Source organism: Streptomyces sp. NPDC026672 (genome assembly GCF_040638185.1).
In the GTDB taxonomy this organism is placed as follows: Bacteria; Actinomycetota; Actinomycetes; order Streptomycetales; family Streptomycetaceae; genus Streptomyces.
In genome coordinates, this window is sequence record NZ_JBEZXS010000001.1 from 146,563 (window position 1) to 162,334 (window position 15,772).

11 protein-coding genes are annotated in these 15,772 nt (G+C 70.5%); 5 read left to right on the forward strand and 6 right to left on the reverse strand.

Features of this window, described 5'->3' with window-relative positions:
* Positions 1-9 precede the first annotated feature (9 nt).
* The 5 genes from AB0F77_RS00670 to AB0F77_RS00690 form a co-directional block, all read right to left on the reverse strand.
* Positions 10-954, reverse strand: a complete 945-nt coding sequence (locus AB0F77_RS00670; protein ID WP_361939058.1) for an ABC transporter permease — start codon at positions 952-954, stop codon at positions 10-12.
* The gene (locus AB0F77_RS00675; protein ID WP_361939061.1) at positions 947-1,879 is read right to left on the reverse strand and encodes an ABC transporter permease; all 933 of its coding nucleotides are present in this window, start codon (positions 1,877-1,879) and stop codon (positions 947-949) included. Before AB0F77_RS00675 ends, AB0F77_RS00670 begins: the two co-directional genes overlap by 8 nt.
* 136 nt (positions 1,880-2,015) lie before the next feature.
* The gene (locus AB0F77_RS00680) at positions 2,016-3,644 is read right to left on the reverse strand and encodes an ABC transporter substrate-binding protein (RefSeq protein WP_361939064.1); all 1,629 of its coding nucleotides are present in this window, start codon (positions 3,642-3,644) and stop codon (positions 2,016-2,018) included.
* A 621-nt stretch (positions 3,645-4,265) separates the two neighbouring features.
* Positions 4,266-6,182 (reverse strand): translational GTPase TypA, encoded by a 1,917-nt coding sequence (gene typA, locus AB0F77_RS00685; RefSeq protein WP_361939067.1) that lies wholly within the window; start codon positions 6,180-6,182, stop codon positions 4,266-4,268.
* Positions 6,183-6,321: 139 nt separating this feature from the next.
* Positions 6,322-8,439, reverse strand: a complete 2,118-nt coding sequence (locus AB0F77_RS00690; RefSeq protein WP_361939070.1) for an ABC transporter family substrate-binding protein — start codon at positions 8,437-8,439, stop codon at positions 6,322-6,324.
* A 415-nt stretch (positions 8,440-8,854) separates the two neighbouring features.
* Between AB0F77_RS00690 and AB0F77_RS00695 the strand changes: the two genes are divergently transcribed.
* The 4 genes from AB0F77_RS00695 to AB0F77_RS00710 are packed head-to-tail and all read left to right on the forward strand — an operon-like array spanning position 8,855 to position 12,733.
* Complete coding sequence (locus AB0F77_RS00695; RefSeq protein WP_361939073.1) at positions 8,855-9,145, forward strand: hypothetical protein; 291 nt, start codon at positions 8,855-8,857, stop codon at positions 9,143-9,145.
* 18 nt (positions 9,146-9,163) lie between these two features.
* The gene (locus AB0F77_RS00700) at positions 9,164-9,985 is read left to right on the forward strand and encodes a hypothetical protein (RefSeq protein ID WP_361939076.1); all 822 of its coding nucleotides are present in this window, start codon (positions 9,164-9,166) and stop codon (positions 9,983-9,985) included.
* Between the two features lie 16 nt (positions 9,986-10,001).
* On the forward strand, positions 10,002-11,969 hold the full coding sequence (locus tag AB0F77_RS00705) for a fumarate reductase/succinate dehydrogenase flavoprotein subunit (RefSeq protein WP_361939079.1): 1,968 nt from the start codon (positions 10,002-10,004) through the stop codon (positions 11,967-11,969).
* On the forward strand, positions 11,966-12,733 hold the full coding sequence (locus AB0F77_RS00710; protein ID WP_361939082.1) for a succinate dehydrogenase/fumarate reductase iron-sulfur subunit: 768 nt from the start codon (positions 11,966-11,968) through the stop codon (positions 12,731-12,733). Before AB0F77_RS00705 ends, AB0F77_RS00710 begins: the two co-directional genes overlap by 4 nt.
* Here the strand turns inward: AB0F77_RS00710 and AB0F77_RS00715 are convergent.
* Complete coding sequence (locus tag AB0F77_RS00715; RefSeq protein WP_361939084.1) at positions 12,717-13,775, reverse strand: glycosyl hydrolase family 18 protein; 1,059 nt, start codon at positions 13,773-13,775, stop codon at positions 12,717-12,719. The genes AB0F77_RS00710 and AB0F77_RS00715 overlap by 17 nt on opposite strands.
* A gap of 79 nt (positions 13,776-13,854) precedes the next feature.
* On the opposite strand from AB0F77_RS00715, the gene AB0F77_RS00720 reads away from it, so the two are divergent.
* On the forward strand, positions 13,855-15,486 hold the full coding sequence (locus tag AB0F77_RS00720) for a hypothetical protein (RefSeq protein ID WP_361939087.1): 1,632 nt from the start codon (positions 13,855-13,857) through the stop codon (positions 15,484-15,486).
* Positions 15,487-15,772: the final 286 nt, after the last annotated feature.

A 15,772-nucleotide genomic window follows, 5' to 3' on the forward strand; every position in this document is an offset into this window, starting at 1 on the left:
ACGCCTCCCTCAGCGCATCTTCGGGTCGAGGGCGTTGCGGACGGCCTCACCGAGCATGATGAACGCCAGCACCGTGATGATGAGCATGATCGACGGGTAGAGCATGATCCACTGCGCCACCCGGATCTGGTTGCCGCCGTCCGAGATGTCATTGCCCCACGACACGCCGTTGAGGCCCAGACCCAGGTAGGACAGGGTCGCCTCGGCGGCGATGTAGATGCCGAGCGAGATGGTCGCCACGACGATCACGGGAGCCAGGGTGTTCGGCAGGATGTGCCGGAACATGATGCGCGGGGTGCTCGCGCCCAGGGCCTGGGCGGCGTGCACGTAGTCGGCCTGCTTGGTGGTGATCACCGCGCCGCGCATGACACGGGCGATCTGCGTCCAGCCGAAGAAGCTCAGCGCCCCGATGACGACCCAGGTCGTGCGGTCCTGGAAGGAGTTGAGCACGACCATGGTGCCGAGCAGGAACGGGATGCCGAAGAAGATGTCGGTCAGCCGCGACAGCACCGAGTCGACGATGCCGCCGAAGTAACCGGCGATCATGCCGACCAGGCCGCCCACGACGGTCACCGCGACGGTGGTGCCGAAGCCCACCGCGACGGAGGCCCGGGTGCCGTAGACGACACGCGCGTAGACACTGCGGCCCTGCTGGTCGTAGCCGAGCCAGTCCGGGGAGAAGACGTTGCCGAGCTTGGGCTTCTGGAGGAAGTGCTTGGCCAGGTCGCCCGAGGTCGGGTCCGCACTGGTGAACCAGCCGGGGAAGAAGGTGATCGCCAGCAGGAACAGGATCAGCACCGCGGAGACGATGAAGATCCAGCTGCGTCGCAGGTCCTGCCAGGCGTCGCCCCAGAGGCTGCGGGTCTTCTCCGGCTTGGGCCCGGGAAGGGTCACCGCGGCCTGGGGACCGGACGCCACGGCTTCCTTGAGGTCGGTCTTGGTCACGTCAGGCATAGCGAATCCTCGGGTCAAGGACCGCGTAGAGCAGGTCGACCAGCAGGTTGGCGAGCAGGTACACGAGCACCAGGACGGTGACGAGGCCGACGAGGGTGGTGCCCTCGCGCCGCACGATCGACTGGTAGATCGTGCCGCCGATGCCCTGGATGTTGAACAGGCCCTCGGTGACGACGGCGCCGCCCATGAGCGCACCGATGTCGGTGCCGAGGTAGGTGATCACGGGGATCAGCGAGTTGCGCATGAGGTGCACACCCACGACGCGCCTCCGCGGCAGGCCCTTGGCGATGGCGGTGCGGATGTAGTCGGCGCGCAGGTTCTCGGCGATCGACGTACGGGTGAGCCGGGTCACATAGGCGAGTGACGCGGTCGCCAGCACAATGGCCGGCATCAACAACTCGTTGGGATTCGTGGAGTCATTGACGTTCGGCGGCAACCAGCCCAGGTTGAACGCGAAGACCACCTTGAGGATGTAGCCGAGGACGAACACCGGGACCGAGATCAGCAGCAGGGTGACCAGCAGGATCACGGTGTCCGTGGCACGGCCCGCGCGCAGTCCGGCGAGGATGCCGAGGGCGAGGCCGAGCACGACCTCGATGAGGAAAGCGAGCGAGGCCAACCGGAGGGTGACGGGGAACGCGTCGCCGAGGACGTCCGTCACCGGCCGGCCACTGGCGATCTGGGTGCCGAAGTCGAAGTGCAGGATCATGTCCCGCATGTAGTGCCAGTACTGCACCAGGATCGGCTGGTCCAGGCCGTACTCATGTCTCAGCGCGGCGATCACCTGGGGGCTTCCGCCCTTGTCGCCGAACAGTCCTCGCACGGGGTCGCCGGGCAGGGCGTAGACCATGAGGAAAATCAGAAGAGTCGTCCCGATGAACACCGGGATCATCTGGAGCAGTCGTCGTGCGACGTAGCGCCCCATCGTGCCTCCATGTCAGTCACAGCGGCAGCCGACGGGCCCTTCCCCCGCGCACCGGTGAACGATGCGCGCGGAAAGGGCCCCCCAGCCACGGCCGTTCCCCGGGACGCGACGACGCCCCGGGGATACGGGCTTGTGGTTACTTCTTCTTGACCTGAACGCCGGTCAGGATCGGGTCACCGTCCTGGGCGTACTGGACGCCGCTGACGTTCTCGGAGTAGCCCGCGTTGACCTTGTAGTACCAGAGCGGAATGCTCGGCATGTAGTTCGGGAGCTGCTTCTCGATCTCCTGGTACTTCTTCTCCGACTCCTCCAGCGAGCCCGCGCTGTCGGCAGCGGCGATCTCGTCGTCGATCGTCTTGTTGGAGAAGCCACCCTGGTTGCCGTCCGACTTGGTGCCGAACAGGTCACGGATGAAGTTGGAGTTGAACGGGTAGTCCAGCACCCAGCCGGAGCGGTACAGCGACTTGACCTGGTGCGCGTCACGCGCGTCCAGGTCGGCCTGGAAGTCGGCCTTCGAGTCGCCGGTGCACTTGACGCCGGTGGCCTTGGTGATGGAGTTGCAGACCGCCTCGACCCACTCCTTGTGGCCGCCGTCCGCGTTGTACTGGATGGAGATGGCGTTGCCGGGAACGCCGCCGCCCTCCTGGATCAGCTGCTTGGCCTTGGCCGGGTCGTACTTGGTGACGTCGCCGGCGGCGTTCGGCTGGTAGCCGAGGACGCCCTTGGCGACCCAGCCGGTGGCGGGCTCACGGGTGCCCTGGAGCACCGTCTTGGTGATGGTGTCGCGGTCGATCGCCATCGACAGGCCCTGGATGACCTTCGGGTCGATGTCCTTCCACTGCTTCGTGTAGTAGGCGACGGCGATCGTCTGGATCGCGGAGTACGCCTTGTCCACGGCGCGGTCGCCGAGGTCCGCCTTGTAGACCGGGAGGTCCTTGGGCGCGATCTGACGCAGGACGTCGACGTTGCCGGACTTCAGGTCCTCGTAGGCCGTCTCCAGGTTGGTGTAGTTCTTGAAGAGCACACCACCGTTCTTGGCCTTGTTCGGACCCTGGTAGCCGTCGAACTTGGCGACCTCGATCTGCTTCTTGTGGTCCCAGCTGACGAACTTGTAGGGACCGTTGCCGATCGGGTGCTCGCCGGCCGCCTTCGGGTCCTTGTAGAAGGACTCCGGCAGCGGGTCGAAGACCTCGTAGCCCAGCTTGTAGACGAAGTACGGAAGCGCCTTGCTGAGCGTGATCGTGAAGGTGTTGTCGTCGACGACCTTCAGACCGGACATCTCGGTGGCCTTCGGCTTGCCCTTGTCGGGCGCGACGTCGGCGTAGCCCTGGATGTCGGAGAACCAGAAGCTGTTGGTCTGCTTGTTGGCCGGGTTCGCGGCCCAGTTCCACGCCTTGACGTAGGACTCGGCGGTGACCGGGGTGCCGTCGTGGAACTTCCAGCCCGGCTTCAGCTTGACCGTGAAGGTCTTGTTGTCCGTGGAGTCGACGGACTGGGCGTTGACATTGACGATCTTTCCGCTCTCGTCGTAGTCGACGAGACCGGAGAAGAGCGACTTGATGACGATGCTGCCGTTGGACTCCATGGTGTTGGCGGGCTGCAGGGGGTTCTGCGGCTCACCCACCTCGACGGAGAACTTGCCGTTGGGGTCGACCGCAGCCTTGCTGTCACTGCCCTTGTCCCCGCCGCCACTACCACAGGCGGTCACGCCCAGCGCCACAACCGCGGCTATCGCGACCCACTTGGCGCTCTTGGCACCGCGCATGGGTTCCTCCTCATGAGTCCAATGGTTCATCGCATGGGGGAGCACCTGACACGCCGCCGTCACCAGCGTCGGAGAAAGTCAAGTGCCCCCCGCGCTCGTAGGTCGGCGCACCTGAAGCACACGACCCATGACCGAGCTCTACGCGCCTAACTATCTGCCATGAGCAAAGGGTCGAACCACACCCTTAAGGTCTCGGTTCGATCACACCTGGCGCGAACATCTTCCAAAATCCGGACAAAGCGTTTGCAGAAAGATCCCTGCGAAACGGACTTGTTACACACTTATCGATTCACGCTGTCCGCATTCCGGACGTAGCGGATCGAAAATCCGCTTGCCATGAGAGTCTGCGCGTGCAGGGGGTCCTTCACCCTGCCCACGCACCGCTCGATCCCGCCGACGGACGGTGAGCGTCCGGACCATTCGCCCCGGCTCACGACAGCGCGCACGGCTACGTCCGACGTGAGCAGAGTAGAGCGAACTCGATCACATCGCGCCACTTCTCACCGTCTCGAAGGGTTTTCCCTCTGTCCCCCGGCGGGCACACGCGCCAAAACGGCCGGGTGCTCCCCAGGAGCACCCGGCCGGCGCGACAGCGGGCGACGGCCGCGGGCCGCGCCGCGGTCAGCCGTGCTTCGCCCGGCTCGCCGCGCGGGCGCGGTCGCGGGCGTCCAGGCTGACCTTGCGGATGCGGACCGCCTCCGGGGTCACCTCGACGCACTCGTCGTCGCGGCAGAACTCCAGGGACTGCTCCAGCGACAGCTTGCGCGGCGGGACGATCGCCTCGAACGAGTCGGCCGAGGACGACCGCATGTTGGTGAGCTTCTTCTCCTTGGTGATGTTGACGTCCATGTCGTCGGAGCGGGAGTTCTCACCGACGATCATGCCCTCGTACACCTCGGTGCCCGGGTCCACGAACAGCACGCCGCGCTCCTGGAGGTTGGTCATCGCGAAGGCGGTGACGGCACCGGAGCGGTCGGCGACCAGCGAACCGTTGTTGCGGGTCTGGAGCGCGCCGAACCAGGGTTCGTGGCCCTCGTGGATGGAGTGGCCGATGCCCGTGCCGCGGGTCTGGGTGAGGAACTCCGTGCGGAAGCCGATCAGACCGCGCGAGGGCACGACGAACTCCATGCGCACCCAGCCGGAGCCGTGGTTGGACATGTTGTCCATCCGGCCCTTGCGGACGCCCATCAGCTGGGTGACGGCGCCCATGTGCTCCTCGGGCACGTCGATCGTCATGCGCTCGACGGGCTCGTGGACCTTGCCGTCGACGTCCTTGGTGACGACCTGGGGCTTGCCGACGGTCAGCTCGTAGCCCTCGCGGCGCATCTGCTCGACCAGGATGGCCAGCGCCAGCTCGCCGCGGCCCTGCACCTCCCAGGCGTCGGGGCGCTCGGTGTCCAGCACGCGCAGCGACACGTTGCCGATCAGCTCGCGGTCGAGGCGGTCCTTGACCTGGCGGGCGGTGACCTTGCGGTCCTTGACGGCCGCCTTCGCGTCGGCGCCCTTGCCGGTGCCGCCGCGGCCGACCAGCGGGGAGGTGTTGGTGCCGATGACCATGGAGATCGCGGGCTCGTCCACCGTGATCAGCGGGAGCGCGATCGGGTTCTCCGGGTCGGCCAGCGTCTCGCCGATCATGATGTCGGGGATGCCGGCGACGGCGCAGATGTCGCCAGGACCGGCCTTCTCGGCGGGCTTGCGGGTCAGCGCCTCGGTCATCATCAGCTCGGTGATGCGCACGTTGCCGATCGAACCGTCGCGCTTGATCCAGGCCACGGTCTGGCCCTTGCGCAGCTCGCCCTGCTCGACGCGGAGCAGCGCGATGCGGCCGAGGAAGTTGTCGGCGTCGAGGTTGGTGACGTGGGCCTGGAGCGGCGCGTCCTCGTCGTACACCGGGGCCGGGATGTGCTCCAGGATCGTGGAGAAGAACGGCTCCAGGCTGGTGGAGTCGGAGGGGACCGTGCCGTTCTCCGGCTTGGTCAGCGAGGCGATGCCGTCACGGCCGCAGGCGTAGACGATCGGGAACTCGATCTGCTCCTCGTCCGCGTCCAGGTCGAGGAAGAGGTCGTACGTCTCGTTGACGACCTCGTCGATGCGGGAGTCGGGGCGGTCCGTCTTGTTGATGCACAGGATGACGGGCAGCCGCTGCTGGAGCGCCTTGCGCAGCACGAAGCGGGTCTGCGGCAGCGGGCCCTCGGAGGCGTCGACGAGCAGCACCACACCGTCGACCATCGACAGACCGCGCTCGACCTCGCCGCCGAAGTCGGCGTGGCCGGGGGTGTCGATGATGTTGATCGTGATCGGGTCCCCGCCGTCCTTCGGGTGGTACTTGACCGCCGTGTTCTTGGCGAGGATCGTGATGCCCTTCTCACGCTCCAGGTCGTTCGAGTCCATGACCCGGTCGTCGACCTGCTCGAGCTGGTGGGCGGCGAACGCTCCGGCCTGCTTCAGCATGCCGTCGACGATGGTCGTCTTGCCGTGGTCGACGTGGGCGACGATGGCGACATTGCGGATGTCGTGACGTGTCGTGGACACAGCCATGTTGAGACGTACTCCCGGGATGTGAGGAGGGCCGGTGCGTACTCCGAGGTGACGCGGGCCCTGCCGGGCTTGACATGCCACGGCCTCACCCCATGTTACGTGGCCCTGGGAGCGGCGGCTTCCTCAGGGCCACGCGGTCTCAGCTCGCGGACGGGCTCGGCGAGAGCTTCACACCCTTCTTCAGGAAGCCCATGTCCTCGTACAGGGGTGTCCGGAAACCGAACGCACCCGCGTTGACCAGGTTCTTCCTGACGCCGACGAGTTGCGGGCGCTGATAGAGCGGGATGGAGCCGGCCTGCGCCCAGATCCGCGAGTCGGCCTTGCGGATCAGCGAGCGCGCCTCCTCCTCGTCGAGGGTGGCGGCGGCCTGGTCGAAGAGCTGGTCGACCTGGTCGGTGCCGACGCGGGTGTAGTTCTGTTCGACGTTCAGGGAGCCGTCGGCGGCCGCGGCGGGCTTGGCGTAGATCGGGCGGGCGTCGGTGGCGGGGAAGGGCGAGGACGGCCAGGAGTACAGGGCGAGGTCGTACTGACCCGTCGCGATGTGGTCCTTGAAGTAGCTCTCGTCCGCGACCTTGGTGATCTCCGTGGTGATGCCGACCTTGTCCAGCATCGCCGAGATCCGGTCGGCGACGGTCCGCAGGCTCTCCGAGCCGGGGCCCGAGGGGAGCACGAACCGCAGGGTGAGCGGCTTGCCGTCCTTGGCGAGCGGCCCGGCGACGGCGCCCGCGGGGGCGGCGGTGCCCTTGGGCGCGTACGCGCCCGGCGCCCCGCCCGCCGGCGGGTGGTTCTCGGTGGGCTGCTTGCCGTCCTCGGCGAGCTGCCGCCGGCCGTCGTCGTCCTGCCGCCCGGTCCGGTCCTCGCCGTCCTCGCCTGGCGCCTTGTCGTCCTCGCCCACGATGTAGGTGCCGTCGTCGCCGTCGTCGCCGGACTCCTCGTCCGCCGTCGCCTCGGGGCCGGCCGCCTTCCCGGTCTTCTTCTCCTCCTTGACCGGCCCGCCGGGCACCCAGCCCGCGTCGGCGAGCAGCGACTGCGCCTCCTTGGTGTCCAGGCCGCCGAGGGCGCCGCTGCTGTCGGTGTACGCGGTCTGGCCGGACAGGGCGAGGTGGCTGCCGACCGGTACGGCGGGCAGGCCGAGCGGGGTCAGGACGAGCTTGGCGAGCTGCCTGCGGTCCAGCGCGCGGGCGACGGCGCGGCGCACCCGCTCGTCGGCGAGCGGGCCGGTGGAGCCGTTCATGGCGAGCTGGGTGTAGGCGGGCTCCAGCGACTTGCGGACCTCGAAGGCGCGCAGGGCCTCCTGCTCGCGCAGGTACGTGGAGATCGCGCGGGCCAGCTTCTTCTCGCCGCTGGGGATCTTGTCGGAGTCGAAGCCGTGGGCGAGGGCCCAGCCGCGCAGCTTCTTGGCCGAGGTCCGTCCGGCGCCCTGGAGGGGGGTGCCGGTGCCGCCCGCGCGGCCGGCCAGGCCGATGCGCTCGGCCTCGGCGGGGTCGACGTCGGCGAGGTCGGTGGTGCCGGCGGCGAGCGCGGCGGCCCGCTGTTCGCGGGGCACGGTCTGGAGCACGATCTCGTCGAGCTTGGCGGGCTGCCCCCACCAGCGCGGGTTGCGGGTGAGGACGAGTTCCTTGTGCTCGGTGTCGACCTTCTGCACCTTGAACGGTCCGGCGCTGGCCTTGAGCTTGCGGCGCGCTCCGTCGTTGAAGGCGTCGGGGGTGCCCATGACGTCCTTCGGGTACAGCGGGGAGAACAGGGACCGCCAGTCGGCGTAGGGGCGGCTGAAGGTGACCCGGACCTCCAGGTCGTTGGCGCCGCGCTCGATCTTCTCGATGCGGTCGTAGCCGGCGTTGCGGGCGGTCCAGTAGGCGGTGTCCTTGCCGGACAGGGCGCGCCACTGGGCGGCGAAGTCGGCGGCGCCGATCTCCCGGCCGTCGCTCCAGACGGCCTGCTGGTCGAGCTTGTAGAGGACGACCTGGCGGGGTTCGGTCTTGACGACCCGGGCGGACTCCAGGAAGTCGGGGTTGCGGACCGGGCGGCCGTTCTGGTCCAGGCGGAACATCGAGGGCAGCACGGCCTGGGCGACCCTGGTGGTGCCGGCGTCGGCGTCTGCCTGGAAGGCGTTCAGGGTCTCCGGGACGGAGTCCACGGCCCAGTGCAGGGTGCCGCCGTCGGCGACGGCGTCGCGGGCCGCGGCGGCGATGTCCGGTCCGGCCAGCGGGCGGCTCGCCTCCTCGTCGGAACCACAGCCGGCGAGGAGGGCGCCCACGGCGAGGAGGGCGACCGGGCCGAGCGCCCTCCCGTGGGCGCCGGGACCTGCCGTCGGGTGTCTGCGGGCTCGTTGCGGCCGGTCACTCTCACGCGGCGGTGCCGCGGGATGACACGCCCCGCGCCCCTGTGGGGCGCTGCCGTCGTGGGACATCCTTGATACCCCTTTTGCGGTATTTTGGTGCTGATCGGATCTATGCACCTGCGGGTCCACTGAAGAGGAACGGACTCCCCGACGGAGGGAGACACGGCGACGTCGGTCCCAACGCCACCCGTGCGGCGGAACACGCTCCGGCAGACGTACATCGGCCAATCGCTGCACACGCCTTCACACCGGCAGGTGTGACGCGCAACACTCGCAGGCGCATGAACGTTGCCGCCTTGGACCACGAGGTCCGCGGAAGTGAGGTCACGTCATGTCCGTGCACGACGACCTGACATCGGTTCAGCGCTGCGTCGACGACCTGTCCCGCTGCGTCGGCCGACTGGAACAGCACCTCGGTGGCGGCGGCCTGGAGATGCGCCGCGTCCGCGCCGACGCCGACCACCTGCGCGAGAGCGTGGCCCTGCTGCGGGAGGCTGCCAGCACGCCCGGCGCCGCCAAGGGCCCCGAGCTCGTCACGATCTCCGACACCCCCTACGACATCAGCCTGTGGACGGACTCCGACGACGAGGGTCTCGGCGCCCGGGACCGCCACGCCCCCTGACCCGACCGGAGTCCTGCGTTGGCCACTGGTACGGAACCCCATGTGAACAGCGGCGGCGTACGGTCCGCCACCCGCGCCGCGATCGCCGCGCCGCACCTGCGCACCGACCGCTGGTGGCTGGCGCCCGCCGCCACCGCGGCCGGACTGCTCGCCTTCGTCGTCTACTCGACCTGGCGGGCCTTCGCGAACGCGCACTACTACGCGGCGCCGTACGTGTCGCCGTTCTACTCGCCCTGCCTCGCGGACAACTGCGCGACCATGCGGGCCGGCCCCAACGCCGATCTCTTCGGCTCCTGGTGGGCGATCTCCCCCGCGATCATCATCCTGATCTTCCCGCTGGGCTTCCGGCTGACCTGCTACTACTACCGCAAGGCGTACTACCGGGGCTTCTGGGCGTCCCCGCCGGCCTGCGCGGTGGCCGAGCCGCACCGGGGATACACCGGTGAGACCCGCTTCCCGCTCATCCTGCAGAACGTCCACCGGTACTTCTTCTACGCCGCGATCCTCGTCGCCGGCGTGCTGACGTACGACACCGTGCTCTCCTTCCGGGACGAGCACTACGCGTGGGGCCACATGGGTCTCGGCAGCCTGGTGTTCCTCGTCAACATCGTGCTGATCTGGGCGTACACGATCTCCTGCCACTCGTGCCGGCACATCGTCGGCGGGAAGCTCAAGCACTTCTCGAAGCACCCCGTGCGGTACGCGGCGTGGCGGTTCGTCGGGCGGCTCAACGCCCGTCACATGCTGCTGGCCTGGTGCTCGCTGGCGAGCGTGGCGCTCGCCGACTTCTACGTGTATCTCGTCGCGTCCGGCGTCTTCGAGGATCCGCGCTTCTTCTAGAGGGAATGGGGCCCTGATGTCCATGATCGACCGGCAGGAGTGGGACGTCGTCGTGGTGGGGGCCGGCGGCGCCGGGCTGCGGGCCGCGATCGAGGCACGGGAGCGGGGCGCCCGTACGGCGGTGATCTGCAAGTCCCTGTTCGGCAAGGCGCACACGGTGATGGCCGAGGGCGGCATCGCCGCGGCCATGGCCAACGCCAACGAGCACGACTCCTGGCAGGTCCACTTCCGCGACACCATGCGCGGCGGCAAGTTCCTCAACCAGTGGCGGATGGCCGAGCTGCACGCCCGCGAGGCCCCCGACCGGGTGTGGGAGCTGGAGACCTGGGGCGCGCTGTTCGACCGTACGAAGGACGGCCGGATCTCGCAGCGCAACTTCGGCGGCCACGAGTACCCGCGCCTCGCGCACGTCGGCGACCGCACCGGACTCGAACTGATCCGCACGCTCCAGCAGAAGGTGGTGGCGCTCCAGCAGGAGGACCACCGGGAGACCGGGGACTACGAGTCCCGGCTGAAGGTCTTCCAGGAGTGCACGGTCACCCGGGTCCTCAAGGACGGGACGCGGGTCGGCGGGGTCTTCGCGTACGAGCGCGAGAGCGGGCGGTTCTTCGTGCTGCGGGCGCCGTCCGTGGTGATCGCGACCGGCGGGATCGGCAAGTCCTTCAAGGTCACGTCCAACTCGTGGGAGTACACCGGCGACGGGCACGCGCTCGCGCTGCTGGCCGGGGCGCCCCTGCTGAACATGGAGTTCGTGCAGTTCCACCCGACCGGCATGGTCTGGCCGCCGTCGGTGAAGGGCATCCTCGTCACCGAGTCGGTGCGCGGGGACGGCGGGGTGCTGCGCAACTCCGACGGCAGGCGGTTCATGTTCGACTACGTTCCCGACGTCTTCAAGGAGAAGTACGCCGAGACGGAGGACGAGGGCGACCGCTGGTACAACGACCCCGACCACAACCGTCGGCCCCCCGAGCTGCTCCCCCGCGACGAGGTGGCGCGCGCCATCAACGCCGAGGTGAAGGCGGGGCGCGGCTCCCCGCACGGCGGGGTCTTCCTGGACGTGTCCACGCGGATGTCCGCCGAGGTCGTCCGGCGCCGGCTGCCGTCCATGTACCACCAGTTCAAGGAGCTGGCGGACGTCGACATCACGGCCGAGGCGATGGAGGTCGGGCCGACCTGTCACTACGTGATGGGCGGCATCGCCGTCGACTCGGACACGGCGGCGGCGCGCGGCGTGCCGGGGCTGTTCGCGGCCGGCGAGGTCGCGGGCGGCATGCACGGCTCGAACCGGCTGGGCGGCAACTCGCTGTCCGACCTGCTCGTCTTCGGCCGCCGCGCGGGCCGGCACGCGGCCGAGCACGCGGCCGGCACGGCCGGCTCGCCGCCACCGCTGGACGAGGCGCAGGTCGACGCGGCGGCGGCCGAGGCGCTGCGGCCGTTCTCGGCCGAGGGCCCGGCCCCCGGCGAGGACGACGGGCGCGCGCCGGAGAACCCGTACACCCTGCACCAGGAACTCCAGCAGACCATGAACGACCTGGTCGGCATCATCCGCCGCCAGGCCGAGATGGAGCAGGCCCTGGTGAAGCTCGCCGAGCTGCGCGCGCGGGCGCGGCGGGCCGGGGTGGAGGGGCACCGCCAGTTCAACCCCGGCTGGCACCTGGCCCTGGACCTGCGCAACATGCTGCTGGTCAGCGAGTGCGTGGCCCGCGCGGCGCTGGAGCGCACGGAGTCGCGCGGCGGGCACACCCGTGAGGACCACCCGGAGATGGACCGCCGCTGGCGCAACGTCAATCTGCTGTGCGCGCTCACCGGCCCCGCGGACGACCCCATGGACGACCTCGCGGGCCGTCTCGCGGCGGCGGACCCGGCCCCGGGCCGGATCGCCCTCACCCGCGAGACCACCGAACCGATCCGCCCGGACCTGCTCGCCCTCTTCGAGAAGGAGGAGCTGGTCAAGTACCTCGCCGAGGAGGAGCTGTACGAGTGAGCAGCTACGAAGCCCGCTTCAAGGTGTGGCGGGGGGACGCTCGGGGCGGCGGTCTCGAGGACTTCGCGGTCGAGGTCAACGACGGCGAGGTGGTCCTCGACATCATCCACCGGCTCCAGGCGACGCAGGCGCCCGATCTCGCCGTGCGCTGGAACTGCAAGGCGGGCAAGTGCGGTTCGTGCTCGGCGGAGGTCAACGGGCGGCCCCGGCTGATGTGCATGACGCGCATGTCGGTGTTCACCCGCGAGGAGACGGTCACGGTGACGCCGCTGCGCGCGTTCCCGGTGGTCCGCGACCTGGTGACGGACGTGGGCTTCAACTACGACAAGGCGCGCGAGGTCCCGGCGTTCGTGCCGCCCGCGGACCTGGGGCCCGGCGAGTACCGGATGATGCAGGAGGACGTGGACCGCTCGCAGGAGTTCCGCAAGTGCATCGAGTGCTTCCTGTGCCAGGACACCTGTCACGTGGTGCGCGACCACGAGGAGAACAAGACGGCGTTCGCGGGTCCGCGCTTCCTGATGCGGGTCGCGGAGCTCGACATGCATCCGCTGGACGCGGCCGAGGAGAGCGGCCTGGACCGCAGGAGGACGGCCCAGGACGAACACGGCCTCGGCTACTGCAACATCACCAAGTGCTGCACGGAGGTCTGCCCCGAGGGCATCCGCATCACGGACAACGCGCTGATCCCGCTGAAGGAACGCGCGGTGGACCGCAAGTACGACCCGCTGGTGTGGCTGGGGTCGAGGATCAGGAGGCGGAGCTGACCGTCCAGTCCCGGCGGTAGGCGCTCCAGTCGGCCTCCGTGGCGGCGAAGTCCACGTACAGGGCGACGCCGAAGGCGGGGCGGTCCGCGTCCGTGCGGGACAGGCCGAGCCGGACGCCCCGGACGGCGGCGGGGACCGTCTCGGCGCGCGCCCGGTGGCCGAAGCGGTTCTCGTGGTAGAAGGGCAGGCCCATCAGGAGGTCCGTGGTGGGCGGGGTGACCTCCAGGGCGAGGGAGGTCTGCTGGGCGACGTACCCGCCGTAGAGGCTGGCGAGCGGCTGCATGGTGTCGTACGACATGACCGCGATCTGGTCCACCCGGCGGGCGACCTGCGCGAAGTACGCCTGCGACCACCACTTGGGGTGGCCGGCGACCGTGCCCCAGAAGGCGTGGAAGGCGGGCAGCGGGTCGATCTGGTGGGCGGCGACGGAGAGCAGGGCGCCGCGTGCGCGGGTGACGCGGCGCAGGTCGTCGAGGAGGGAGAGGTAGTCGCGGTCGCCCGAGTGGAGGGGTTCCAGGTCGAAGTGGGCGCCGTCGAAGCCGGCGGCGAGGACCTGGCGGGTGGAGGCGACGATCGCGGTCCGGGTGGCGGCGCGTTCCAGGTGCAGGCCGTCCGGGGTCTCGGTGGCGAGTTTGTCGCCGAGCCAGGTCTGCACGCGCACGCCCGGTATCTCGCGGTGGACGGCGTCCGTCAGCCAGCGGGCCCTCGGGTACGCCGACGCGGGCAGCGTGCCGTCGTGTTCGAGCGGGCCCGAGTGGACGTACAGGTCGCGGATGCCGGTGCCGCGCAGTCGCCGGGCGAGGGCGGCGACGTCGGCGTCCTTCTTCCGCCCGTCGACCCAGGCGTGCCCCAGCCAGAGCGCGTCCCGGTGCCGGGTGAAGGTGCCGTCGCCGGGATCTCCGGCGTAGTTCACCCGCAGGGCGGCCTCGGCCCCGAGCAACGGCACGAGAACGACGAGCACCAACCCGACAACACCCCGCCGCACCCAACGCCACGGGGTCCGCGCGGCGGGCGCTTGCGGTGGCGTCGTCGGCTTGTCCATCGTGTCTCCCTCGTCGTCCTCGTCCCCAGTGGGCGCACCCCGCTCGCGGGGGCGTTCACCTGGACATACGCTCCAAAACGTGACGCCATCCTCGATCCGGGGCCGACCGCGGCGGGCCGCCTCGCACATACGCGTGCGCGTGGCGCACACCGTGCTGGGAGCGGTGGTCGGCATCCTGTGGCTGGCGTTGCCGGGGATGACGTCCGGGGCCGAAGATCCGGTTCCCCCGTCGCGCACCGGTCCCGTGACCGAGGCCGCGGCACCCCCCGAGCAGAACGGGACGTCACCCGTCGACCTGGTGCTCCCACTGGCTGCGGTCGCCACGGCGGGGGTGCTGGCCGCCTACACGTACGTACGGCGCACCCGGCGGGCCCGGACCCGTACGACACCGGGTGTGGTGTCCGCGCGACCGCCCGCCCCGACGGCGCGCGACACCGAACGGCAGGCACGGGCCGCACTGGTCGTTGCGGACGACTGCGTGCGCGCCGCCCATGAGGAACTCGCCTTCGTCGAGGCACGGTTCGGGGCCTCGGCGGTGGAACCCTTCGCCCACGCCCTGCGGGCGGCGGAGACCGAACTGTCGGCCGCGTTCGCGATCCGCCGCCGCCTCGAACAGGGTTTCCCCGAGGACGAGGCCGCCCGCCGGCAGGCGCTCGTCGGGGTGATCGGCCGGTGCGCGGAGGCCGGACGGCGCCTGGACGCCGAGGCGGAGGCGCTGGACGCCCTGCGGGCGCCGGAGCGCGGGACGGACGAGGCGCTGGAGATCGCGGAGGAACGGTTCCGGGAGCTGACGGGCCGCGCGGGGGTGGCGCAGGCGGAACTGCTCGCGCTGGGCGGGCGCTACGCCCCGTCGGCCGCCGCCCCCGTCGTCGGCAACGTCGAACAGGCCAAGGACCGGCTGGTGTTCGCGATGGCCCGGCTGAACCGGTCGCGCCAGGCGGCGGATTCCCACGAGAGCGAACGGGCGACCGCCCACCTGCGGGCCGCCGAGGGCGCGCTGGCCCAGGCGGACACCCTCGTCACCGGGGTGGATCGGCTGTCGGCGGAGCTGGCGGAGGCGGCACGGCTGGTCCCGGCGGCGCTGACCGGCGCGGAGGCGGGACTCTCGGCGGTCCGCGCCCGGCCGGCGGACGAGGCGGACGGCATCCGGCTGCGGCGCGCCGACGCGGTCCTGGCCGCCGTACGCGAGGAGCTGACCGGTGGCGCGTACGACCCGCTGGAGGCGCTACGGCGCGTCGCACGGGCCGCGGGGCCACTCATCGCCGAGACGCGCGGAGTGGGCGGAGTGAGCGGAGTGGGCGGAGTGGGCAGTGCGGGCGGAGTCGGCAGTGCGGGCGGTGCCGGAGGTGCGGGCGGTGGGGGCGGTGGGGTGGTGTCGGCGGCCGAACTGCTCGTCGCCCGCAGTGCCGTGGCCGCCGTGGCGGACTTCGTGTCCACGCACCGCGCGGCCGTCGCCGCCGGGGCCCGCACCCGGCTCGCGGAGGCGGTGCGGCTCCTCGCCGCGGGTGACGCCACGGCCGCGGACGTCCTGGCCGGCGAGGCACGGGACCTGGCCGAGCGCGACGTGCGCCTGCACGGCAATCCGTACGACGGCCCGGACGGGACGGCGGGCGCCGTGCTCGGCGGCATCCTGCTGGCACAGGACACGGACGGCGGCCCACCGACCTCCTTCGGCGGCCCCCGCACCCGAGGCCGCCACCACTTCTCCTGACACCGGCCACCGGCCCCGTGCGGCTGGGCCGCCCCGTCCGAAAGCGCCGACCACCTGGCCCGTCCGCCCTACCGACCGCCGCCCCACCCGAAAGCACCGACCGCCCGGCCCGTCCACCCCGCCGACCGCCACCCCGCCCAAAAGCACCGACCGCCCGACCCGTCGGGGCAGCACCCACTGCCTCGCCCGTCCGAGCCACCGGCCCGCCAGGAAGCGCCGCCCGCCCGGCCGCCCCGACCCACCGACCACCCCGGCCCGGCCAGAAGTACCGGCCGCCCGACCCGTC